We start from the raw sequence: 21,762 nt of genomic DNA on the forward strand, positions 1-21,762 counted from the left end.
GTCGGTGTGCAGGTGGTGGCGGTGGAGCGCCGTACGAGGGGCGACAACCGGCCTCTCGTACGACGTATTCCCGCCATCCGGACGCGCACCCTCACGTGGTCCCGAGGTACGCCTCCCGCACCAGCGGGTTCGCCCGTACCTCGGCGGCGGAGCCCGCGGCCAGCACCGCCCCGAGGTCCAGCACGACCACCCGCGAGCAGAGGTCCATCACGAAGGCCACGTTGTGCTCGACCAGCAGCACCCCGCAGCCCTCCCGCTCCGCCAGCCGCCGGACGACCTCCGCGAGCCGGTCGCGCTCGGGCGCGGACATGCCCGAAGCGGGCTCGTCCAGCAGCAGCACCCGCGGCGGATCGGCCACCGCGCGGGCCAGCTCCACCATCCGGGCCTGCCCGACGGGCAGCCCGCCGGCGTACGCGGTCCCGAGCGCGCCGATCCCGCAGTCGGCCAGCACCCGCTCACCGCGGGCCCGGCGCTCGCGCTCCCTCGCCCGCCGCGCCGGGAGGGCGAGGAGGTCGGCGGCCGGACCGCCCCCGCCGCCCCGCCACTCCTGCGCCACCAGCACGTTGTCGGCCACGCTGAGCTGCCCGAACAGCTGCTGCCGCTGGAAGGTCCGGCGTATCCCGTGCCGGGCCCGCCAGACCGGGGAGCGGCGGGTGATGTCCGCCCCGTCCAGCAGCATCCGCCCCTGGTCGGGCCGGCGGATCCCGGACAGGACGTCGAACAGCGTGGTCTTTCCGGCCCCGTTCGGTCCGATCAGCCCGCACACCTCGCCCGCGCGGACCCCGAGGTCCACCCCGGTCAGCGCCCTGACGCCGCCGAAGCGCACGCCCACCCCGCGGGCCTCCAGTACGTATCCGCCCTCGCTCATGTCGCCATCCCCAGATAGGCCTCGGTGAGCCGGTCCGCCTCCACCTCGGCCCGGGGGCCGCACCAGGACACCCGCCCCTGGGAGAGGTAGGCCACGGTGTCCGCGATCCCGAGGATCTCGGCGGCCTTCTCCTCCACCAGGAGCAGTGCGGTCCCGGCGTCGCGGAGCTCGGTGAGCAGCGCGTACACCTCCTCCACCACGCGCGGGGCGAGCCCGAGCGAGGGTTCGTCGGCGATCAGCACCGCGGGCGGCCGCTGCAGCAGCGGCGCCAGGGCCAGCATCTGCTGCTCCCCGCCGGACAGTGCTCCGGCGGGGATTGCGCGCCGCTCCGCGAGCCGCGGGAAGCGCGCGTACACGGCGGCGCGCGCTTCGGCGTCCCGCAGGTACAGGGCCAGGTTCTCCTCGATGGTGAGGGCGGGGAAGATCCCGCGCCCCTCGGGGGCGAGCAGCACACCGGCCCGCGACCGGCGCACGGCCCCGTCCTGCGTGGTGTCCCGCCCGCTCACGTACACCGCCCCGCCCTGGGCCGGCAGCAGCCCCGCGGCCACCCGGCAGGCGGTGCTCTTCCCGGCGCCGTTGGGCCCCAGCACGGCGAGGATCTCACCCGTGCGGACGGCGAGGTCGACCCCGTGCAGGACGAGCCCCCCGTCGTACCCGGCGGTGACCCCGCGCAGCTCCAGGGCGGTGTCTTTCGGCCTCGCCGGCGTTTGAGGCGCGGGGTCCGGGGCGGAGCCCCGGGAAGCGGAGGCGGGCTGTCCCGCCAGCCCCGGCTGCACGGGGGTCCGGGGCGCCAGCCCCACCGCCCGCCGCTTCGCCAGCCGCACCGGCACCGCCGCGCAGTACCCGTCCGGGTCATTGGCCAGGGCCAGCCCCGCCAGCCCGAAAAGAATCACCGGCAGATGCGCCGACGCCGTCACGTAGTCCGCCAGCAGCCGCGGGGCAACGGCGAACACCAGTCCCGCCACCACCGCGTACTGCGGCCTGCGCACACCCGCCGCCACGACCACCGCCAGCCACACCAGCCCGGTCATCGCCGTGAAGTCCGTCGCCGTGATCCGGGTGTTGTACGACGCGTACAGCACGCCCCCGAACCCGGCCAGCCCCGCCGACAGCGTGAACAGCAGCAGCTTCGTCCGCAGTACGGAGACCCCCGAGGCGGCCGCCGCCGGCGGGGCCGAGCGCACGGCGAGCATCGCGCGCCCCGACGGCGAGTTCCGCAGCGCGCTCAGCCCGGCGGCCACCAGCGCGACCAGCACCACCAGGGCCACGCCCAGTGCCCGGTCGTCCGACAGGTCCACCGGCCCGATCACCGGCCGCGGGATCGACCACCCCGCATCGCCGTTGCGCAGCCACCGCATCTGGAAGAGCACCTGGTCGGAGAGGAAGGCCAGTGCGAGGGTGGCCAGGGCCAGGGACCTGCCGCCCAGCCGCAGTGCCGGCAGTGCGACGAGCGCCCCCAGCAGTGCCGCCACGCAGGTGCCCACGGCGAGCGCGGCCACGAAGGGCCAGCCCCGGCTCATCAGCAGCCCGGCCACGAGCGCGGCACCGGTCACGAAGGTGCCCTGCGCCAGCGAGACCATCGCCCCGAGCCCGGTGACCAACGTGAACGACATGAACACCAGCGCGATGGCCAGCCCCTGTGCCAGCAGCCCGCTCCAGAAGGGCGAGGTCACGGTGTAGAACGCCACGCACAGCGCCGCCGCCCCCGCTGCCCACACCCCCCACCGCCGCCCCCACGAGGCCCCGGCCAGATGGTCGACCGGCGGCGCGTCAACGGGCGCGACCCCGGCCGTCCGTGCCCGGCGGGTCAGCACCAGCAGTCCGCCGAACAGGATCAGGAAGGGCACGGCCGTGCGGAAACCGGTGAGGGACTCGGCGAAGGACGCGTAGCCGGCGACCAGGTTCTGCAGCACTCCGAGCCCCAGCCCGCCCGCGAAGGCGAGCGGCACGGACGCGAACCGCCCGATGACCGCCGCCGTCGCCGAGACGAACAGGAACAGGGTGAAGTCGTGCGCGGAGAGCCCCAGCAGCGGGGTCGCCAGCACACCCGCCAGGCCGGCCAGCGCCGACGCGATCATCCACGCCACCGACGACAGCCGGTCGGCGCTGATGCCGCGCAGCTCGGTCAGCGAGCGGTTGTCGACGGCGGCCCGCAGCTGCAGCCCCAGCCGTGTGTGCCGCATCATTACCCACAGGGCCACCGCCACCAGAGCGGTCACCACCCAGGTGATCAGCTGGTCGGAGTCGATGCCGACGCCCTCCGCGAGCTGCCAGGACTTCGCTGGGCTGGGCCCCACGCCCGGCAGCCCGAACTGGTTCTCCGCGGGCTTCACCGGCGCACCGGCTTCGGAGAGCAGCTCCACCACCCACAGCCCGGCGGCCGGCAGCGCCACCAGCAGCCCGATGGTGGCCACGATCTGCGCGGTCTCGCCGACCCGGGCGAGGCGGCGGAACATCAGCCGGTCCAGGCCCCAGCCGAGACCGGGGGCGAGGACGCACACCACCAGCAGCGCGGCCGGGACGGCGGGCCAGCCCAGCCCCGAGTGCAGCTCGTAGAAGGTGAGCGCGCACAGGTAGGCGGTGGCCCCGTGCGCGAAGTTGAACAGCCCGGACGCCGAGTACGACAGCACCAGCCCGGTGGCGAGCAGTGCGTACAGGGCGCCGGAGACCAGACCGCTCAGTACGAAGACGAGCAGATCCCCCATGCCGCTGACCTACTTGAAGGGGATGGGTTCGTAGCACTTGAACGGCACGGAGACCTCGTACGCGCCGTTCTTGAGCTGGACGAGGGCCCCGCAGCCGAAGCTGTCCTTCTGCCCCTTGGGCTCGGCGCGGTCGCCGACGAGCGTGCCGGTGTCGGAGAAGCCCTGCGCGGCGGCCTGGAAGGACTCCACGGTCAGCTCCTTGCCCGCCTTCTGCGCGATGGAGACGAACAGGTCGGCCGACATGTACCCGGTCAGCATGTGCATGTTCAGGGGCACTTCCCGGCCGCCGGCCGCCGCCTTGATGTCGGCCTTGAACTGCGCCATCTTCGGGTCGGCGGACTCGAACGGCTGGAACTGGAGCAGCACGTGCACCCCGTCGAGGGCCTGCTTGGTGGCGTCCTTGGCGAGCAGCCCGGGGTCGTAGTCGGTCGGGTCGGAGATCAGTCCCTTGTAGCCGCTGCGCTTGAGGGCGGTGAAGAGCCCGATGTTGTTGGGGGTCTGCATGACGGAGACGACGGCGTCCGGTGCCTTGCCGTCGTTGCTGGAGAGGATCTCCTTCACGTACGCGGACCAGTCGCTCGGGACGGCGGTGCCGGGCACGGAGGCCTTGGCGTAGGAGACCGTGAACCCGGCGCTGGTGAAGCCCTGCTGGAAGGTGCGGATGCCGAACTTGCCGGCGTCGCTGTCGTTGGCGATGATCGCGACCGACTTGCCCCGGGCTCCGCCCAGGATCTGGCCGATGCCCTCGGGCCAGGTCTGGTTGATGGTGCCGCCGGGGGTGGGGACCAGGCAGCCGTTGAAGCCGTAGATGTGCTGGGGTCCGCAGAAGGAGGGCAGGGTGCCCCATCCGAAGGTGGGGACCTTCTCCTGCTCCAGGAAGTCGGCGCCGGAGAAGGTCACCGAGCTCATGGGGGAGACGGCGAAGACCTTGTCCTGCTGGACGAGTTTGCGGGCGGCCGCCAGGTTCTTGGCGGGGTCCTGGCCGTCGTCCTCGGCGCCGAGGTAGTCGATCCTGCGTCCGTTGATCCCGCCCTCGGCGTTGGCCCGGAGGTAGCGGGCCCTGGCCCCGAGGTCCGTGTCCTTCTTGCTGTAGCCGCTGGCACTGGTCATCGACACGATCCCGCCGACCTTGACCGATTCGGCGGTCACCCCGCGGGAGGTGCCGGGCGCGTCCCCGGGTTTGCCCGGGGAGGTGCCGTTGGTGGAGGCGGAGTTGCAGGCGGATACGAGCGCGAGGGCCGCCGCCGCGGCGGCCAGGGTGCGGATCGGTCGCAACATGTCGGGGATCCCCTCCGGTTGGAATCCCCGCATTCTGTGCGTGACCTGACGGATCGTCAATATTGCTGACGGGTAGAAATGACGATCCGTCAGTTATGTTGCCGCCCGGCCGGAGAACCGACCGGACCTGCCGCGATGGCCCGCGGTCTGCCCCCCCGCTCAGGAGGAGTAGAGGGCGGCGACCTCCTTCTCGTACGCCTTCTCGATCGCCCGGCGCTTGAGCTTCAGCGAGGGGGTCAGCAGACCGCGCTCCTCGGTGAACTGCTCACCCAGCACCCGGAAGGTACGGATCGCCTCCGCCTGCGAGACCAGGGTGTTCGCCGCCACCACCGCCCGGCGGACCTCCGCCGTCAGCTCGGGATCGCCCACCAGCTGCGCCGCCGGCATCTGCGGCCGGCCGCGCATCGACAGCCAGTGCGCTATCCCGTCCATGTCCAGGGTGAGCAGCGCCGCGATGTACGGCCGGTCGTTGCCCACCAGTACGCACTGCGACACCAGTGGATGCGAACGCACCCGCTCCTCCAGCGCGGCGGGCGCGACGCTCTTGCCGTTGGAGGTCACCAGGATGTCCTTCTTGCGCCCGGTGATCGTGAGGTAGCCGTCCTCGTCCAGCCGGCCCAGGTCCCCGGTCGCCAGCCAGCCGCCGCGCAGCACCGCCTCCGTCGCGCGGGGGTCGTTCAGGTAACCGGAGAAGATGTGGCTGCCGTGCAGCCAGACCTCCCCGTCGTCCGCGATGTGCACCGCACTGCCCGGGATCGGCCGTCCCACCGTGCCGTACTTGGTCGCCCCGGGCGGGTTCGCGGTGGCCGCCGCGCACGACTCCGTCAGCCCGTACCCCTCGAAGACCGTGATCCCGGCCCCGTCGAGGAACAGCCCCAGACGGCGCGACATCGCCGACCCGCCCGACATGGCGTGCCGCACCCGGCCGCCCATCGCCTCGCGGACCTTCCCGTAGACCAGCCTGTCGAAGAGCTGGTGCTCCATCCGCAGCGCGGCCGAGGGTCCCGGCCCGGTGCCGAAGGCCTTGCGCTCGCGCGCCTCGGCGTACCGCACGGCCGTCTCCACCGCCCGGTCGAAGGGCCCCGTGCGGCCCTCCGCCTCCGCCTTGCGGCGGGCGGCGGCGTACACCTTCTCGAAGACGTACGGCACGCCCAGCACGAACGTCGGCCGGAAGGCGGTGAGATCCGGCAGCAGCTCGGCGGCCGCCAGTACCGGCTGGTGTCCCAGCTTGACCCGGGCCCGGACGGCGGCCACCTCCACCATCCGCCCGAAGACGTGCGCCAGCGGCAGGAAGAGCAGGGTGGACGGCTGCTCGCCCTGCCGGGCCTGGAACACCGACTCCCAGCTGCTGACCAGGGTGTCGGTCTCGTACATGAAGTTCGCGTGGGTGAGCACGCACCCCTTGGGCCGGCCGGTGGTCCCGGAGGTGTAGATGACGGTGGCGGTCGCATCGGGCGTCACGGCGCCGCGATGGCGGTGCACGACGTCCTCGGAGACCCCGCGCCCGTCGGCGACGAGCGCCTCCACGGCCCCGGTGTCGAGCTGCCAGAGCCGTTTCAGATGGGGGAGGCGGTCGATGACCGATCCCACCGTCATGGCCTGGTTCTCGTCCTCGACGACGCAGGCCGTGCAGTCGGTGTCGAAGAGGATCCAGTGCACCTGATCGGCGGAGGACGTCGGGTAGACCGGGACGGGCTGGGCGCCGATCGCCCACAGGGCGAAGTCGAAGAGGGTCCACTCGTACCGGGTACGGGACATGACGGCGACCCGGTCCCCGAAGCGCACGCCCTGCGCCAGCAGTCCCCGGGCGAGCGCGAGCACCTCGGCGGCCAGCTCCCGGGAGGTGACGTCCCGCCAGACCCCGTCCGTTTTCCGGCCGAGAACCACCCGGTCCGGTTCCTCGCGAGCGTGCTGGAAGACGATGTCGGCCAGGCCGCCGACGGGCGCGCCCGTGACGACGGGTGGGACGGTGATCTCGCGCAAGGCCCCGCTCCTCTCCGCGCGCCGCGGTGAACGTACCTCATGGTCAACAGGGGGCGATCGGCCTTTGGATACCTCCACAAGACCTCCCCAGTGATCACGGTGTTCACGCTGTTGACGTGCGGCTGAGCCGGTCGGCGCCGGAGAGTACGGCCGTGGCCAACGCTTCTGCGGCGGCCGACGGACGCGCCCCCCGCAGCAGCGCGAACTCCACCGGCCCCAGCTCCGGCAGCCCGCCGATCCGCACCAGGCCCGGCGGGATCAGCCCCCGGGTGTGCGCCATCACGCCGAGCCCCGCCCGGGCCGCCGCGATCAGGCCGCTCAGGCTGCCGCTCGTGCACGCGATCCGCCAGGACCGCCCCTCCCGCTCCAGCACCTCCAGCGCCCGCGCCCGGGTGATGCCCGGCGGCGGGAAGACGATCAGCGGAACAGGGCGCTCCGGGTCCACCCGCAGCCCCTCCGCCCCGATCCACACCATCCGGTCCCGCCAGACGAGCCGGCCCCGCTCGTCCCCGGGCCCCCGCCGCTTGGCGAGCACCAGGTCCAGCCGCCCGGCGTCCAGCCGCTCGTGCAGCGTCCCCGAGAGCTCCACCGACAGCTCGAGGTCCACCTCGGGATGCTCGTGCCGGAACCCCTCCAGGATCTCCGGAAGCCGTGTCAGCACGAAGTCCTCCGACGCCCCGAACCGCAGCCGCCCGCGCAGCCGCGTCCCCGCGAAGAAGGCCGCCGCGCGCTCGTTGGCCTCCAGGATCGTCCGCGCGAAGCCGAGCAGCGCCTCGCCGTCCTCCGTCAGGTCCACGCTGTGCGTGTCCCGGACGAATAGCGGCCGCCCCGTCGCTTCCTCCAGCCGCCGCACGTGCTGGCTGACCGTGGACTGGCCCACCCCGAGCCGCCCCGCGGCCTGCGTGAAACTGAGCGTCTGGGCCACCGTGAGGAACGTCCGCAGCTGGACAGGGTCGTACATGCCGCCCACGTTAGCCCGCTCATCACGGAATGCGATGGCAGTGAGTGCGGTATGCGGGTTTCCCGATGACCGCCCGCCATCGACCATGAAGGGGAGCCCCCGCCCCGACAGCAAGTGAGCACCTCCGACATGCGCCGCCCGCACCTCCCCGCCCGGCTGCCCCTGGACCCGTACGTCCTGGCCCTGCTCGCCACCGTCGGCATCGCCGCCCTCCTCCCCGCCCGCGGCCCGGCCGCCACCCTCGCCGACGGGGCCTCCACCGCGGCCGTGGCCCTGCTCTTCTTCCTCTACGGCGCCCGGCTCTCCACCCGCGAGGCCCTCGACGGCCTGCGCCACTGGCGCCTCCACCTCACCGTGCTCGCCTGCACCTTCATGCTCTTCCCGCTCCTCGGCCTGGCCGCCCGCGTCCTCGTTCCCGGCGTCCTGACCCAGTCGCTCTACGGCGGCCTGCTGTTCCTCTGCCTGGTCCCCTCGACCGTCCAGTCCTCCATCGCCTTCACCTCGATCGCCCGCGGCAACGTGCCCGCCGCGATCTGCGCCGGCTCCTTCTCCAGCCTGGCCGGCATCGTCCTCACCCCCCTCCTCGCCGCGGGCCTGCTCGGCGGCGACGCCGGCGGTTCCTCACCCGACTCCCTCCTGAAGATCACCCTCCAGCTCCTGCTGCCCTTCCTCCTCGGACAGCTCCTGCGCCGTTGGGTCGGCGGCTTCCTCGTCCGCCACAAGCAGGTCCTCGGCCGCGTCGACCGCGGCTCGATCCTGCTCGTCGTCTACGCCGCCTTCAGCGCGGGCGTGGTCGCGGGCATCTGGCACCGGGTGAGCCTCCCCCAACTCGCCGCCCTGATGCTGGTGGAGGCCGTACTGCTCGTCGTCATGCTGCTCGCCACCTGGTACGGAGCGACCCGCCTCGGCTTCGGCCGCGCGGACCGCATCGCCATCCAGTTCGCCGGGTCGAAGAAGAGCCTGGCCGCCGGACTCCCCATGGCCAGCGTGCTGTTCGGGGCCCACGCCGCCCTCGCCGTGCTCCCGCTGATGCTCTTCCACCAGATGCAGTTGATGGTCTGCGCGGTCATCGCCCGGCGCCGCGCCGGGGATCCGGCGCCCGAACTCGCCGCCGACCGTGTGGCGGACGTCTCGCCCGCGGCCGGGCGGCCCGCGCCCCGGTCCCGGTAACGTTCGGTGGTGACCTGGATACGCCCGCTCGCCGCCCACGCCGAACGCCCCTGCACCCTGGTCGTCTGCCGCGGCTGCTGCTGCGGCGACCCCCGCAAGAACCCGGGCTCCGACCACGCCGGCCAACTCGCCCGGCTGCGCGAGGCCGCGGCCGCCTCCGGGGGCCGCCTGGCCGTCCGTACGAGCGACTGCCTCGGCCCCTGCGCCCAGGCCAACGTCATCGTGGTCCAGCCCACCACCGAGGCCCGCCGCCGCGGCGCCCGCGCGGCCTGGTTCGGCTGGGCGCTCGACGACACCGCGACCGACGAGATCATCGCCTGGGCCGAATCCGGCGGCCCGGGCACCACCCCGGTCCCGCCCACCCTGGACCTCCACCGCATCGACCCCCCGGCACCGAAGCCGGCCGCGAACTCCGCGCGCCGCTCCCGCCGGGGGCGATGACGTGCAGAACCTCGCCCGCGCGGTGCTCGTGCTGTTCGGCCTGCTGGTCGCCGCGGTCGCCGCCCCCGCCGAGGGAAGCTGGGTGCTCCGACTGGTTCGCCGTTCACGGCTCCGGCAAGGGGAACGCCACCGGCGACGGCGCGGACGTCTGGGCCCGGTTCCTGGCCCACGGCACCCACTGGGAGCGGTACAGGCGCACCGCTACAGGGTGATCCGCTCCTCGCCCGCGTAGATGTTCATGTCCGGGCCCCGCAGGAAGCCGACCAGCGTCATCCCCGACTCCAGGGCCAGGTCCACCGCCAGCGAGGACGGCGCCGAGACGGCCGCCAGTACCGGGATGCCCGCCATCACGGCCTTCTGCACCAGCTCGAAGGAGGCCCGGCCCGACACCAGCAGGACCGAGCCCGCCAGCGGAAGCCGCCCGGCCTGGTACGCCCGGCCCACGATCTTGTCCACCGCGTTGTGCCGGCCCACGTCCTCCCGCAGGTCCAGCAGCTCGCCCTGCGCCGTGAACAGCCCGGCCGCGTGCAGTCCGCCCGTCCGGTCGAAGACCTTCTGGGCCTCGCGCAGCCGGTCCGGCATCGCGCACAGGACCTCCGCGGGGACCCGTACCGGATCGGTGGCGAGCCCCGGGAAGCGGGTCGCCGTACGGACCGCGTCCAGGCTGGCCTTGCCGCACAGGCCGCAGGAGGAGGTCGTGTAGACGTTCCGCTCCAGCGTGATGTCCGGCACCGGGATCCCGGCGGCCAGTTGCACGTTCACCACGTTGTAGGTGTTCGACCCGTCCTCCGTGGCCCCCTCGCAGTAAGTGACGGCCTGCACGTCCGACGCGGCCGCGAGCACCCCCTCACTGACCAGGAAACCCACCGCCAGCGCGAAGTCGTCGCCCGGCGTACGCATCGTGATGGCCAGCGGTTTTCCGTTCAGGCGTATCTCCAGCGGCTCCTCGGCCACCAGTGTGTCCGGCCGTACGCCCGCTCCGCCGTTACGGATCCGGACGACGCGGCGGCGCTCGGTGACCCGTCCCATGGTGATCAGTCCGTCCTTCTGTTCTCGCCGGCATCCGACGCGCTCATTGTCCCGGTTCCGCTTCCCCCGGTGCTCCCGGCAGGTGGATCCTCGGGAAGCTACAGAATCCGGGGCCGGAATCCTGTCGGGTCACACGCACACGTACCCATCAGTAGCAGGCAAAGCTGGGTGATCCTGACTTCCGTACAAGGGGGGACCCCGCCCATGACCGGTTCACGCGTGGTGGCGCTAGGGCACTACCAGCCCGCGAAAGTGCTCACCAACGAGGACCTCGCGGCCATGGTGGACACCACCGACGAGTGGATCCGGTCCCGCGTCGGCATCCGCACGCGCCACATGGCGGGCCCTGACGAACCCGTGGACGAGCTGGCCTACCAGGCGGCGGGCAAGGCGCTGGCCGGTGCCGGCCTGACCCCGGACGACATCGACCTGGTGCTGGTCGCCACCTCGACCGCGATCGACCGTTCGCCCAACATGGCCGCGCGCGTCGCCGCCAAGCTGGGCATGGGCGGCGGCCCCGCCGTGATGGACATCAACGTCGTCTGCTCGGGCTTCACGCACGCCCTGGCCACCGCCGACCACGCCATCCGGGCCGGCTCCGCCACCCGCGCGCTGGTCATCGGCGCCGACAAGATGACCGAGATCACCGACTGGAGCGACCGCACGACCTGCGTGCTCACCGGCGACGGTGCGGGCGCGGCCGTGGTCGAGGCCTGCGAGGAGCCGGGCATCGGCCCGGTGCTGTGGGGCTCGGTCCCGGAGATGGGCAACGCGGTCCGGATCGAGGGCTCGCCGCCGGTCTTCGCCCAGGAGGGCCAGTCCGTCTACCGCTGGACCACCAGCCAGCTCCCGCCGCTCGCCCGCAAGGTGTGCGAGAAGGCCGGGATCACCCCGGAGGACCTGGCCGCGGTCGTCCTCCACCAGGCCAACCTGCGGATCATCGAGCCGCTCGCAGCCAAGATCGGCGCCGTCAACGCCGTCGTCGCCCGCGATGTCATCGAGTCCGGCAACACCTCGGCCGCCAGCATCCCGATGGCCCTGTCGAAGCTGGTCCAGCGCGGCGAGATCCCCTCCGGCGCTCCGGTCCTCCTCTTCGGTTTCGGCGGCAACCTCTCCTACGCCGGCCAGGTCATCCACTGCCCGTGACGGCTTCCGCCGCCGTTCCCCGCGCCGTTCCGGCGGGGGAGCGGCGGCTTTCTGCTTTCATCGCGCCGCCCGGGAAGGCCGGGGCGGCGGGTGGCGAGACGGTCCGTCCCGCCGACGGGCGTCGGTGTATGCATGCAGGTCAGCCCGGCGTGGCGGACGATCCCCGGCCCGGATATGTGGTCGGAACCCCGCCGATCCTTTGCTATTGTTGTCCATGTCGCCGCGGGAAACCGGGGCCGACCACCTGGTCCGGGTGGCGGAATGGCAGACGCGCTAGCTTGAGGTGCTAGTGCCCTTTATCGGGCGTGGGGGTTCAAGTCCCCCCTCGGACACACCAAGCAGGAGCCCCACACATCGTGTGGGGCTCCTGCTGTTTTTCCGGACCGGACCGGACCGGAGCGCCCGGAGCGGCCCCTCCGGGCGCCGGAGCGGTCACGGGCCCAGGACCACCAGGCCCGTCGGGGTGGTCAGGCCTCCCGGGGGCAGTGACGTGAAGGTGTGGGGCAGTGACAGGCGGGGCTGGTCGGTGTCCTCGGCCGCGTCGAAGAGGTACGCCGCGGCGGCCGCGGTGTCGCTGACCAGGTGCGGGCCGCCCGCCGTGGCAGTGCCTCCGGTGAGCGGGGTACGGAAGAGCCGCCGCAGGTGGCGCAGGGTCTCCGGGGTGACCGGGGCCCGCATCGGCCGGGGCTGGGCCGCCGGGGGCGGGGCGTCCGGGGAACCCGGGGCGTCCGGCGGGATCGCGCCCGTGAGGAGCAGTGCCAGGAGTACCGGGACCGCCTTGCGGCGCAGAGCCTCGGTGGCTGCGCCCAGCCGGTGGGCGTGGGACGAGGGCAGCGACAGCGCGAGGCTCCCGGCGGCGTCCCCGGTGGCGATCGGGACGGCCGCGCAGACGACCCCGGGGGAGTATTCGCGCAGGTCGAACACGGGCGCCCCCGGAGCGACCGCGTCCAGGGCACTGAACAGCACCCGGCTGTCGGTGATGGTCCTCGGGGTGAGCCGCGCGGGCCGGTGCCGGGCCACGTGGTCGGCCCGGCGGTCGTGGTCGAGCTGGGTCAGCAGGCACTTGCCGACCGCGCTGGCGTGCGCGGCGGCCCGGAAGTCGACCCACTCCCGCACCGGCGGGGTCGCGGGCCCGTCCGCCATCTGCGTGATCCGGACCTCGCCCTCGGCGTACCGGCTGAGGTAGACCGCGGCGCGCGCACTGTCCCGGGCCAGTGCCAGCGTGCGCTGGAGCTGCCCGGCCAGGCCGTGCCCGCCGGGGGCGGCGAGCCGTTCCAGGGCGGGGCCGCGCCCGTACACCCCGAGGGCCGGGCGCACCGCGTACTCCTCCTCGCACAACATCGCCACCAGGGGCCGCAGTTCCGCTTCGCCGAGGCCGGACTCCCGGGCGAGCCGGTCAGCCCGCACCCCCAGCGGGTGCCGCTCCAGGACGCGTACGACGGCCAGGGCGCGGCGGGCCTCCGCCATGGCCTGCCCGGTCCCGGCCCGGCCGGGGGTCCCGCGGGCCGCCGCCGTCAGCGCGGGGTGGCGCAGCGGCCCCGCGGCCGGCCGCAGCGCGGCCACCGTCGGCGCCGGGACCGAGGCCGACACGGTGACGGGCGGCGGCAGGAAAGAGGCCAGCACCCCGGACAGCCCAGGCCTGGGCAGCGGCACCGGTCCCAGGTCGGGATCCTCGAATTGGTCGACGTGGCGCAGCACGGCCGCCTGCGCGCACAGCCGGACCTCCCGCAGATCCCGCCGCCCGCCCGGCCGGAAGCCGCGCCGGCCCAGCTCGCGCGCCCAGTGCCGGGCGTCGTGGTGCTCGCCGCGGCGGGAGTGGTCGAGGAAGAGGCAGTACGCCGCCGCCGAGGTCCGCGGGCTGCCGGACCCGGCGGCGAACTGCCACCAGAAGCGCGCCCCTTCGCGCAGCCCGGCCAGGTACAGCAGACAGCCGAAGACGACGGCCCCGGCCAGGTCGGTGCGGCCGTCGGAGAGGAAGGAGTCGAGGTGCGCCCCTGCCTTCGGTGCGCACGCGGAGGCCAGGCAGACGGCCTTGAGGTCGCGCCGGGCCCGTTCGGCGTCGAGCGGGCAGTCCCGGGCGGGGTCGCTCCAGCCGTGCACCGACCGCCGCCGGGTGCGGTGTCCGGGGGCGGAAGCCGAGACGGAGGCGGGGGCGTGCGGTGTGGCCCGCAGCAGCCGGGCCTCGGCCGCGCCGAGGTCGTAGTGCGGGTAGCGGTCGCGGACGCCCGCCCGGGCGAGGAGCTCGGCCAGGGAGCGGGGGATCGGGTCGCCCTCCTGCCGCTCCTGCCGTTCGTGGCGCCTCATGATCCGGCTGATTCGGGTGAAGCGGCGGACGTGTCGAGCAGGCGGGCGAGCCGCCGGTGGGCCTGCCCGAGGTAGGAGCGGACCGTGGCCTCGTCGACGCCCATCACGGCGGCGGCCTCACCGGGGGTGCACTGGAGCCCGTACCGCAGGAGGACGGCGTCCCGCTGGCGCTCGGCGAGCCGGGAGACGGCGGAGTAGAAGCGGATGGTGTCGGTCAGCACCTCGTACTGATCGGCGTGGGCCTCTGTGAGGGCGGCTTCGAAGGCGCTGATGTCCGTCGGCTCGGGCCGCTGCTGCCAGGGGTGGCGCCGGCGCTGCCGGTCGATCAGGCACTGCTTGAGGACGGCCCAGGCGTAGGCGTCCAGGCGGTCCATGTGGAGCATCCGCAGCCACTCGCCCATGATCGAGTCGAAGGTGGCGTCCACCGCCTCCTCCGCCGCCGCGTCGGAGCCCAGCTGCAGATACGCGAAGCGCATGTACGCGGGCCGCCGGTTCGCGTGGAAGGCCCAGTACGACAGGCGCGCCGTCGGGTCCCACTGGCTCATGGGAGTCGGCCGCCGACGCCGGCTCGGTAGTCCCACGGCCCCACCGGACTCCTCCGGTCCGCCATCGTTCACCGCTCCACCTCATCCCCTGTGCGCTGAACAGGAAAGCAGCGAGGGCGCACTCGGAGGGCGCAGAGAAGAAACCTGGAAGCAATGCGTCGCGGATGATCGACCCGTGATCGATCTCGATCGCGCACGGCTCCAGCCAGCACGTATGCATATGCCCGCTGCCGGTGCCATCGCGGCGGCGCTGCCGATCGGACATCGGTCGGACACCGGTCGGACGTCGGCCGGACGCCGCTCGGACGCCGGTCGGACGTCGGCCGGACGCCGGTCGGGTGCGCCGCCGTCCGGCTGTAACATGGCCCTGATTGCGAGGGCCGTGACGGAGAGGTCACTGCCCTCGCTTTTGCGTTACGTCCACCCATAACAAATGCGGCGCGTGGCCTTTCGGCGGTTCGATACGATGAACCGCGTTCACAATCCGTGACGTCACGTTGTACCGCACATAGGAAATGGAGCATCCGAGGATGGCTCGACACCTGATCACCAGCGCGCTTCCCTACATCAACGGGATCAAGCACCTGGGCAACATGGTCGGGTCGATGCTTCCGGCGGATGTGTACTCCCGGTACCTCCGCCAGCGCGGCCACGACGTCCTGTACATCTGCGCCACCGACGAGCACGGCACCCCCGCCGAACTCGCCGCCAAGGAGGCCGGCATCTCGGTCGCCGAGTTCTGTGCGCAGGCCCACGACGCCCAGAAGGCGGTCTACGACGGCTTCGAGCTGTCCTTCGACTACTTCGGCCGCAGCTCCTCCGCGCAGAACCGCGAGATCACCCAGCACTTCGCGCGCCGGCTCCAGGAGAACGGCTTCATCGAGGAGCGTGCGATCCGGCAGGTGTACTCGCCGGTCGACGGCCGCTTCCTCCCGGACCGCTACGTCGAGGGCACCTGCCCGCACTGCGGCTACGACAAGGCCCGCGGCGACCAGTGCGAGAACTGCACCCGCGTCCTGGACCCCACGGACCTGATCGAGCCCCGCTCGGCCATCTCCGGCTCCACCGAGCTGGAGGTCCGCGAGACCAAGCACCTCTTCCTCCTGCAGTCCAAGCTCCAGCACGAGGTCGAGGCCTGGGTCGCCGAGCACGAGGAGGAGTGGCCGCAGCTCGCCTCCTCCATCGCCCGCAAGTGGCTGACCGAGGGCCTGCACGACCGTGCCATCACGCGTGACCTCGAGTGGGGTGTCCCGGTCCCGGCCGACACCTGGCCCGAGCTGGCCGCCGAGGGCAAGGTCTTCTACGTCTGGTTCGACGCCCCGATCGAGTACATCGGCGCCACCAAGGAGTGGTCGGACCTGGACCCGGCGAACCGCGACTACAAGTCGTGGTGGTACGAGGCCGAGGACGTCCGCTACACCCAGTTCATGGCCAAGGACAACGTCCCGTTCCACACGGTGATGTTCCCCGCCACCGAGCTGGCCACCCGCGAGCCGTGGAAGAAGGTCGACTACGTCAAGGCCTTCAACTGGCTGACGTACTACGGCGGCAAGTTCTCCACCTCGCAGAAGCGCGGCGTCTTCACCGACCAGGCGCTGGAGACCCTCCCGGCCGACTTCTGGCGCTACTTCCTCATCGCCAACGCGCCCGAGTCCGACGACTCGTCCTTCACGTGGGAGCACTTCACCACCACGGTCAACAAGGACCTCGGCGGCACACTCGGCAACTTCGTCAACCGCGTACTGACCTTCTCCCGCAAGAAGTTCGGTGACGAGGTCCCCGCCGGCAGCCCCGCGGCCGAGGCCGAGGCCAAGCTCGGCGAGCAGATCGCCGTCCTGCTGGCCGAGTACGAGGGCCACATGGACTCCCTCCAGTACCGCAAGGCCGCAGCCGCGCTGCGCGCCCTGTGGTCGGCCGGAAACGCGTACCTGGACGAGAAGGCCCCCTGGCTGGAGGTCAAGACCGACCTGGACGGCGCGGCGCTCACCCTGCGCACCGCGATGAACCTCATCCACCTCTACTCGGTGGTCTCCGAGCCGTTCATCCCGGCCTCGGCGCGCGCCATGCGCTCGTCGTTCGCGCTCGCCGACGACACGGCCACGTGGATCACCCCGGAGCAGGCCCGGTCCCTGGACGCCGTTGCCGCGGGCACCCCGTTCACCGTGCCGCCGGTCCTGTTCGCCCGGGTCACCGAGGAGGACCTGGAGTCCTACCGCGAGCGCTTCGGCGGATCCCCGGAGGCCTGAGCCTTCGCGTGACCGCTCCGCGAGGGGCGCGGCCTTCCGGGGCCGCGCCCCTTTCGCATACCCGCAGGGTGGGGGTGGTGCGGGCAGGGCGGGGACGGTAGGGAAAACCCCACCGCGAAGTGTCCACCTGGGCGTGCAGACCCGGTGCGGCCGCGCGGCTGGAATGGGGCCATGACCCTTTCCCGTACCGCCCGGTGGACCACCGGCTGGCTGCTCGCCGCCGCGTGGGCGCTGTCCTTCCCGCTGTTCTCCTCGCTGGAACCCCACCGGCTCTGGGGCTGGTGCGCCGCCGCCGGATACCTCGTGGCCGCCGGGGCCACCCTGTCCGGCCACCGCCGCGCCGGGCTCGCCGCCGCACTGCTGGGCGCCCTGGCCCTACCGCTCCTGTGGCTGGTGCTGACCGGACAGGGGCAGTCGGAGGTGACGGTCATCGAACGGTCCGGGCGGCTGCTGCTGGAGTCCGGACGGCTCTACGTCGACCGGCCCGCGGCCGTCCAGGAGTACACGCCGTACCTGCCGGGCATGGCCCTGCTCGGTGTCCCGCGGGCCCTGCTCGGCAGCGGCGACGGCTGGGTGGTGCGGCTGCTGGGGGACGCCCGCATCTGGTGCGCGGCCGCCCTGTTCGGCTGCCTGTGGGCGGCCCGGCGGCTGCTCGGCGGCGCACCGGGCCGGCTGCTCGGTGGCGGACCCGGCCGGCTGCTGCCCGTGCTGGTGGCCTCGCCGGTGGTGGCCCTCCCGCTCGCGGTGAGCGGGGTGGACCTGCCGCTGGCCGGGCTCTGCTGCCTGGCACTGGCCGCCGCGGCGGCCGGGCGGCCCGCCCTGGCCGGGGCGGCCCTCGCCGGGGCGTGCGCCCTGAAGTGGACGGCGCTGCCCGCGGTGGCGGTGGCCGTCGCTCTGCTCGCGGCCTGCCGGGGCGGGCGGCCGGCGGTGCGCTGCGGGCTGGTGGCGGCCGGGGGCACGGCCCTGCTGGTGCTGCCCGGCGCGCTGCTCCAGCCGGCGGAGCTGTGGCATCAGGTGTTCGCCTTCCCCACCGGGCGGGCCCGGGTGCCGACCCCGGCGAGCAGCCCGCTGCCCGGACATCTGCTGGCCGAACTGGGCCCCTGGGGGTGGTACCTGACGGTGGGCCTGCTGCTGGCGGGAGGCCTCGCGGTGGCCCTCTCCCTGTTCGCCCGGCCGCCGCGCACGGTGGTGGCCGCCGCCGACCGGCTGGCCCTCGGCCTCACCCTGGCCTTCCTGCTGGCCCCGGCCGGGCGATTCGGCTACCTGGCACTGCCGCTCCTGCTGGTGGTCTGGGCCCGCTCGGTGAGGCCCCCGGGCGTCTCCCGCGTCGTGGCCGGCTCCGGCGTGCCCCGCCCGAGGGCGGCCGCCCGGCGCTGACCGGGACGCCGGGAGCGGTCACGCCGGCTCCGCGCCCCGCAGGTGGGCGAGGACCGCCAGGACCCGGCGGTTGCCCTCGGTGGCGTCGAGGTCGAGCTTCATGAAGATGCTGGAGGCGTGTTTGACGACGGCGGCCTCGCTGATGAACAGCCGTGCCGCCAAGGCCTGGTTGTTGAGGCCCGAGGCCATCAGCGTGAGCACCTCCCGCTCCCGCGGCGTCAGCCGGGCCAGCGGCCGCTCCTCGGTCTGCCGGCTGAGCAGGACCCGTACCACCTCCGGGTCGATGACCGTCCGGCCGTCGGCGACCTGCTGCAGGGCGTCGAGGAATTCGGCCACCTCGCCCACACGGTCCTTGAGGAGGTAGCCCAGCCCGGCCGTGGAGGCGCCGGTGAGCAGCTGGGCGGCGTAGGCCGTGGCCACGTACTGCGAGAGCACGAGCACGGGCAACGAGGAGTCCCGGGAGCGGAGTTCGAGTGCCGCCCGCAGGCCTTCGTCGCGAAAGCCGGGCGGCATCCGCACATCGGTGACGACGACGTCCGGCCGCTGCGCCTCCACCGCCCGAACGAGCTCCTCGGAGCTGCCGACGGCAGCGAGGACCTGATGGCCGCCGCGGGTGAGCAGTTCCGTCAGCCCCGCACGCAGCAGCACCGAGTCCTCGGCGAGGATCAGCCGGAGCACGGCACCTCCACCCGGAGCCGGGTCGGTCCGCCCACCGGACTGGACACCACGAGCCTGCCCTTCAGCATCGCGACCCTGTCCGCGAGTCCTGCAAGACCCGCCCCCGCGCCGGGGTCGGCGCCGCCGCGGCCGTCGTCGGTGACGGTGAGGGTGAGCCGGTCACCCTCGACCCTGCCGACGACGGCGACGCGCGAGGCACCACTGTGCTTGGCCGCGTTGGCCAGCGCCTCGGTGACGGTGAAGTACGCCGTGACCTCCACCGACTCGGCCAGCCGGGGCACGTCGAGGTCCACGGTCACCGGTACGGGATGGCGCAGCGCCACCTCGGCCACGGCTGCCGCGAGCCCGTGGTCGGTCAGGACCTGCGGGTGGATCCCCCTGACGAGATCGCGCAGTTGCTCCAGGGCGACCTTGGCCTCGCCGCGGCCCCGGGACACCAGCGCGGTGGCCGCGGCCGCCTGCGGGATCCCGCGCAGTTCCATCTCGGCGAGGCCCAGGGTCATGCTGAGCGCGACCAGCTGCTGCTGCGCGCCGTCGTGCAGATCCCGTTCGATGCGCCGCCGTTCGGCCTCGAAGGCGTCGACGAGACGGACCCGGGAGCGGGTCAGCTCCAGGATCCGGTCGGATTCCACACGTGGTCCGAGCAGCACGCGGGCGGTCCTCACCTGGGCCCCGGCCAGCAGGGCGCCCGCGTACGCCGCCACCAGCAGCCCGGCCAGGCCGACGGCCGTGCCGCCGAGGGCCTCCAGTGGTCCGGAGACCGGCCTGCCGGGGATCAGCATCACGTGTTCCGGGGCAAGGGCCAGGACGATGCCCGGGGCCGCGACCAGGATCAGGGAGAAGGCGAGCAGCGTGAGCACCGCGAACCCGGCCGCCCCGAAGGCAGGTCCGAGCAGGGCGGCGTACGCGAACTCCCGCCAGGTGGCCCGTTCCCGGAGCCGGGTACGCAGCCAGGCCGCGGGCCCGGCACCGGCCAGGGAAGTGTGCGGATCCGGTACGGGCACGGGCTCCACCCACCGCAGCCGCCACCGCTCCAGCGCCCCCAGCGGCACGCCTGCGACGACGGCGCCGACCAGGAGCAGCAGGCCGATCCCGACGACCGCCAGTGCCACCCCGAAGCCGACGAGCAGTACGAGGACGACGCATACGGGATAGCCGACGAGGAGCCCGCTGCCCAGGTACGCCCAGCACCGCCAGGGCCACCACGAGCCGATGAACCGCAGCGGCCGGCGTATCGCCGCGAGGACGGCCACCGGCGGTGCGGCGGGCGGATCGGCGAGGGGCAGGTCGTCGGACATGTCCGCCCAGCCTAGGCGAGGCGTCCGTTCGTGACCCCGGTGGGGTCGGTGACAGGTCCTCACATGGCTGCGCCCAGAGCCAGGAAGCCGCAGATCAGCACGAGCAGGACGGCCAGCAGGGGCCAGACGAAGCGCAGGTACTTGTCGTAGCCGACCTTGGCCAGGGCGACGCCGCCGATGGTCACGGCCGAGGTGGGCACCCACAGGTTCATCCAGCCGCTGGCCGACTGCCAGGCCGTGACCGCCAGCGCCCGGGAGACGCCCGCGAAGTCGGCGAGCGGGGCCAGGATGGGCATGACGAGGGTGGCGTGGCCCGAGGTGGAGGGGATCAGGAAGGCCAGCGGGAGGTTGACCAGGAAGACGATCACTGCGAAGAGCGAGGACGAGGTCCCCTTCACCACGTCCTCGATCGAATGCAGGACGGTGTCGGTGATCCTGGAGTTGTTCATGATGACCGTGACCCCGCGCGCCAGCATGATGACCAGCGCCGGCGCCATGAAATCGGCGGCGCCCCGGATGATCGTGGAGCTGATCTCCGCCTCTCCCATCCGTGCCACCAGACCCACGAGCACCGCCGCGCACAGGAACAGCGCGGAGAGCTCCGGGAAGGACCAGCCCAGCTCCCAGGAGTACGGAACCGCCTCCGCCTCGCCGGTGAGCGCGCCCGCCCAGGGGACCACCGAGAAGATCATGAAGCCGAAGACCAGGGCGAGCAGGACCAGCACCGTCCGGTGCAGGCGCGTCAGTTCCGGTGCGACCTCGTCGGCTCCCGTCGCCCGGTGTTCCCGGTCGCCCGGGAGGAAGCCGCACAGGGACTTGGCCGGGTCCTTCTCGACGCGCTTCGCGTACCGGACGACGTAGAGGATGGTGACGGTCGTCAGGACCACCCACATCACGAAGCGCAGGGCGATGCCGTCGCCCAGCGAGATGTCGGCGGCCGCCGAGGCCAGACCGGTCGCGAAGGGGTTCACGGTGGAGCACAGGACGCCGATCCCCGCGCCGAGGATGGCCGCTCCGACGGCGACCATCCGGTCGTAGCCGAGGGCCAGCATCATCGGCACCAGCAGGCCGTAGAAGCCGAGGGTCTCCTCCGCGAAGCCCTCGACGGTGCCGAGGACGGAGAACACCAGCATCACGGCGGCGATCAGCAGGGCGCCGCGCCGGCGCAGCCGGTGGGCGAGGCGGGCGATACCGCGGTCGAGGGCGCCGGTGGCGAAGACGACGGTGATGAAGGCGCCGATGGCGAGGACGAAGAGGAAGACGCCCGCGCTGCCGTACAGGTCGCCGCTGAAGGCGGGGCCGACCTCGCCGGTCTTCTCGTCCCGGATGCCGTAGAGCCCGTTCACGGGGGCGAGGAAGAGGTCGTTCAGGCGGTCGGTGAAGCTGCGGCTGTCCTCGACCTGGCGGTAGGTGCCGGAGACGGGGGCCCCGCGCTCGTTGCGCTCGTACTGGCCGGCCGGGACGAGGAAGGCCAGCAGCCAGACGGCCACCGTGACGATGGCCAGGACGGTCAGCGCGCTCGGAAAGGCGAACCCCTTGCCGACGGGCTCCTGCGGGGCCTCGGGCGGGGGCGGGGCCGGAGCGGCGGGAGGCGGCGGAGCGGTGCTCAACGCGTGCCCCGGCTGTCCGGTTCCATCCGCCACCATCCCTGTGAGGGTCCGCCCCTCCGATCATGGAGCGCGGGAGGGGCGGGCGCCGCCGTGGAATGCGCCCTACGGGTGAACCGGGGCGCG

At 73.1% G+C, this 21,762-nt stretch carries 15 protein-coding genes, 1 tRNA gene and 1 pseudogene; 6 read left to right on the forward strand and 11 right to left on the reverse strand.

All coding sequences use genetic code 11. The annotated features are described in order from the left end of the window. Positions 1-91: 91 nt before the first annotated feature. From OG444_RS30970 to OG444_RS30990, 5 genes are all read right to left on the reverse strand, one after another. On the reverse strand, positions 92-868 hold the full coding sequence (locus OG444_RS30970; RefSeq protein WP_327265293.1) for an ABC transporter ATP-binding protein: 777 nt from the start codon (positions 866-868) through the stop codon (positions 92-94). Further along, positions 865-3,573 carry an ABC transporter permease subunit gene (locus tag OG444_RS30975; RefSeq protein ID WP_327265294.1) on the reverse strand — a complete coding sequence of 903 codons (2,709 nt, stop codon included), beginning with the start codon at positions 3,571-3,573 and terminating at the stop codon, positions 865-867. Before OG444_RS30975 ends, OG444_RS30970 begins: the two co-directional genes overlap by 4 nt. Positions 3,574-3,582: 9 nt before the next feature. After that, positions 3,583-4,851 carry an ABC transporter substrate-binding protein gene (locus tag OG444_RS30980; RefSeq protein WP_327265295.1) on the reverse strand — a complete coding sequence of 423 codons (1,269 nt, stop codon included), beginning with the start codon at positions 4,849-4,851 and terminating at the stop codon, positions 3,583-3,585. Between the two features lie 159 nt (positions 4,852-5,010). Continuing rightward, on the reverse strand, positions 5,011-6,834 hold the full coding sequence (locus OG444_RS30985; protein ID WP_327265296.1) for an AMP-dependent synthetase/ligase: 1,824 nt from the start codon (positions 6,832-6,834) through the stop codon (positions 5,011-5,013). Positions 6,835-6,937: 103 nt separating this feature from the next. Then, complete coding sequence (locus tag OG444_RS30990) at positions 6,938-7,795, reverse strand: LysR substrate-binding domain-containing protein (protein WP_327265297.1); 858 nt, start codon at positions 7,793-7,795, stop codon at positions 6,938-6,940. Positions 7,796-7,924: 129 nt separating this feature from the next. Between OG444_RS30990 and OG444_RS30995 the strand changes: the two genes are divergently transcribed. Together OG444_RS30995 and OG444_RS31000 are read left to right on the forward strand one after the other, a co-directional pair. Beyond that, the gene (locus OG444_RS30995) at positions 7,925-8,965 is read left to right on the forward strand and encodes a bile acid:sodium symporter family protein (protein ID WP_327265298.1); all 1,041 of its coding nucleotides are present in this window, start codon (positions 7,925-7,927) and stop codon (positions 8,963-8,965) included. Positions 8,966-8,974: 9 nt separating this feature from the next. Beyond that, on the forward strand, positions 8,975-9,406 hold the full coding sequence (locus tag OG444_RS31000; protein WP_327265299.1) for a (2Fe-2S) ferredoxin domain-containing protein: 432 nt from the start codon (positions 8,975-8,977) through the stop codon (positions 9,404-9,406). A gap of 201 nt (positions 9,407-9,607) precedes the next feature. On the opposite strand, the gene fdhD is transcribed toward OG444_RS31000, so the two are convergent. Continuing rightward, entirely contained in the window at positions 9,608-10,435 is an 828-nt protein-coding gene (gene fdhD, locus OG444_RS31005; RefSeq protein WP_327265300.1) for a formate dehydrogenase accessory sulfurtransferase FdhD, read from the reverse strand. A 204-nt stretch (positions 10,436-10,639) separates the two neighbouring features. Between fdhD and OG444_RS31010 the strand changes: the two genes are divergently transcribed. After that, positions 10,640-11,581 (forward strand): beta-ketoacyl-ACP synthase III, encoded by a 942-nt coding sequence (locus OG444_RS31010; RefSeq protein WP_327265301.1) that lies wholly within the window; start codon positions 10,640-10,642, stop codon positions 11,579-11,581. Positions 11,582-11,828: 247 nt separating this feature from the next. After that, a tRNA-Leu gene (locus OG444_RS31015) sits at positions 11,829-11,913 on the forward strand. 415 nt (positions 11,914-12,328) lie between these two features. Here the strand turns inward: OG444_RS31015 and OG444_RS31020 are convergent. Both OG444_RS31020 and OG444_RS31025 read right to left on the reverse strand, forming a co-directional pair. Next, positions 12,329-13,048 (reverse strand): annotated as a pseudogene (locus OG444_RS31020) (IclR family transcriptional regulator domain-containing protein); the annotation flags it as partial. 833 nt (positions 13,049-13,881) lie between these two features. Then, positions 13,882-14,430 (reverse strand): RNA polymerase sigma factor, encoded by a 549-nt coding sequence (locus tag OG444_RS31025; protein ID WP_327265302.1) that lies wholly within the window; start codon positions 14,428-14,430, stop codon positions 13,882-13,884. 530 nt (positions 14,431-14,960) lie between these two features. Here OG444_RS31025 and metG point away from each other — a divergent pair. Both metG and OG444_RS31035 read left to right on the forward strand, forming a co-directional pair. Beyond that, positions 14,961-16,676, forward strand: a complete 1,716-nt coding sequence (gene metG / locus OG444_RS31030) for a methionine--tRNA ligase (protein WP_327265303.1) — start codon at positions 14,961-14,963, stop codon at positions 16,674-16,676. A gap of 171 nt (positions 16,677-16,847) precedes the next feature. Continuing rightward, positions 16,848-18,053: a glycosyltransferase 87 family protein gene (locus OG444_RS31035; RefSeq protein WP_327265304.1), complete on the forward strand. Its 1,206-nt coding sequence runs from the start codon at positions 16,848-16,850 to the stop codon at positions 18,051-18,053. Positions 18,054-18,071: 18 nt separating this feature from the next. Here the strand turns inward: OG444_RS31035 and OG444_RS31040 are convergent, their stop codons facing one another. Genes OG444_RS31040 through OG444_RS31050 form a run of 3 tightly spaced genes read right to left on the reverse strand, consistent with a single transcriptional unit; the run spans position 18,072 to position 21,675 of the window. After that, complete coding sequence (locus OG444_RS31040; protein ID WP_327265305.1) at positions 18,072-18,731, reverse strand: response regulator transcription factor; 660 nt, start codon at positions 18,729-18,731, stop codon at positions 18,072-18,074. Continuing rightward, positions 18,719-20,029 (reverse strand): sensor histidine kinase, encoded by a 1,311-nt coding sequence (locus OG444_RS31045; RefSeq protein WP_327265306.1) that lies wholly within the window; start codon positions 20,027-20,029, stop codon positions 18,719-18,721. Before OG444_RS31045 ends, OG444_RS31040 begins: the two co-directional genes overlap by 13 nt. A 59-nt stretch (positions 20,030-20,088) precedes the next feature. Further along, entirely contained in the window at positions 20,089-21,675 is a 1,587-nt protein-coding gene (locus OG444_RS31050; RefSeq protein WP_327265307.1) for a YfcC family protein, read from the reverse strand. Positions 21,676-21,762 lie beyond the last annotated feature (87 nt).

Origin of the sequence: Streptomyces sp. NBC_01232 (assembly GCF_035989885.1) — a bacterium.
Lineage (GTDB): Bacteria > Actinomycetota > Actinomycetes > Streptomycetales > Streptomycetaceae > Streptomyces.

Excerpts from the sequence above, each read along its gene's own strand:
- OG444_RS30970 (WP_327265293.1), bottom strand. The coding sequence starts at position 868 with ATGAGCGAGGGCGGATACGTACTGGAGGCCCGCGGGGTGGGCGTGCGC.
- OG444_RS30975 (WP_327265294.1), bottom strand. The coding sequence starts at position 3,573 with ATGGGGGATCTGCTCGTCTTCGTACTGAGCGGTCTGGTCTCCGGCGCC.
- OG444_RS30980 (WP_327265295.1), bottom strand. The coding sequence starts at position 4,851 with ATGTTGCGACCGATCCGCACCCTGGCCGCCGCGGCGGCGGCCCTCGCG.
- OG444_RS30990 (WP_327265297.1), bottom strand. The coding sequence starts at position 7,795 with ATGTACGACCCTGTCCAGCTGCGGACGTTCCTCACGGTGGCCCAGACG.
- OG444_RS30995 (WP_327265298.1), top strand. The coding sequence starts at position 7,925 with ATGCGCCGCCCGCACCTCCCCGCCCGGCTGCCCCTGGACCCGTACGTC.
- fdhD (WP_327265300.1), bottom strand. The coding sequence starts at position 10,435 with ATGGGACGGGTCACCGAGCGCCGCCGCGTCGTCCGGATCCGTAACGGC.
- OG444_RS31010 (WP_327265301.1), top strand. The coding sequence starts at position 10,640 with ATGACCGGTTCACGCGTGGTGGCGCTAGGGCACTACCAGCCCGCGAAA.
- OG444_RS31025 (WP_327265302.1), bottom strand. The coding sequence starts at position 14,430 with ATGAGCCAGTGGGACCCGACGGCGCGCCTGTCGTACTGGGCCTTCCAC.
- metG (WP_327265303.1), top strand. The coding sequence starts at position 14,961 with ATGGCTCGACACCTGATCACCAGCGCGCTTCCCTACATCAACGGGATC.
- OG444_RS31035 (WP_327265304.1), top strand. The coding sequence starts at position 16,848 with ATGACCCTTTCCCGTACCGCCCGGTGGACCACCGGCTGGCTGCTCGCC.
- OG444_RS31045 (WP_327265306.1), bottom strand. The coding sequence starts at position 20,029 with ATGTCCGACGACCTGCCCCTCGCCGATCCGCCCGCCGCACCGCCGGTG.
- OG444_RS31050 (WP_327265307.1), bottom strand. The coding sequence starts at position 21,675 with ATGGTGGCGGATGGAACCGGACAGCCGGGGCACGCGTTGAGCACCGCT.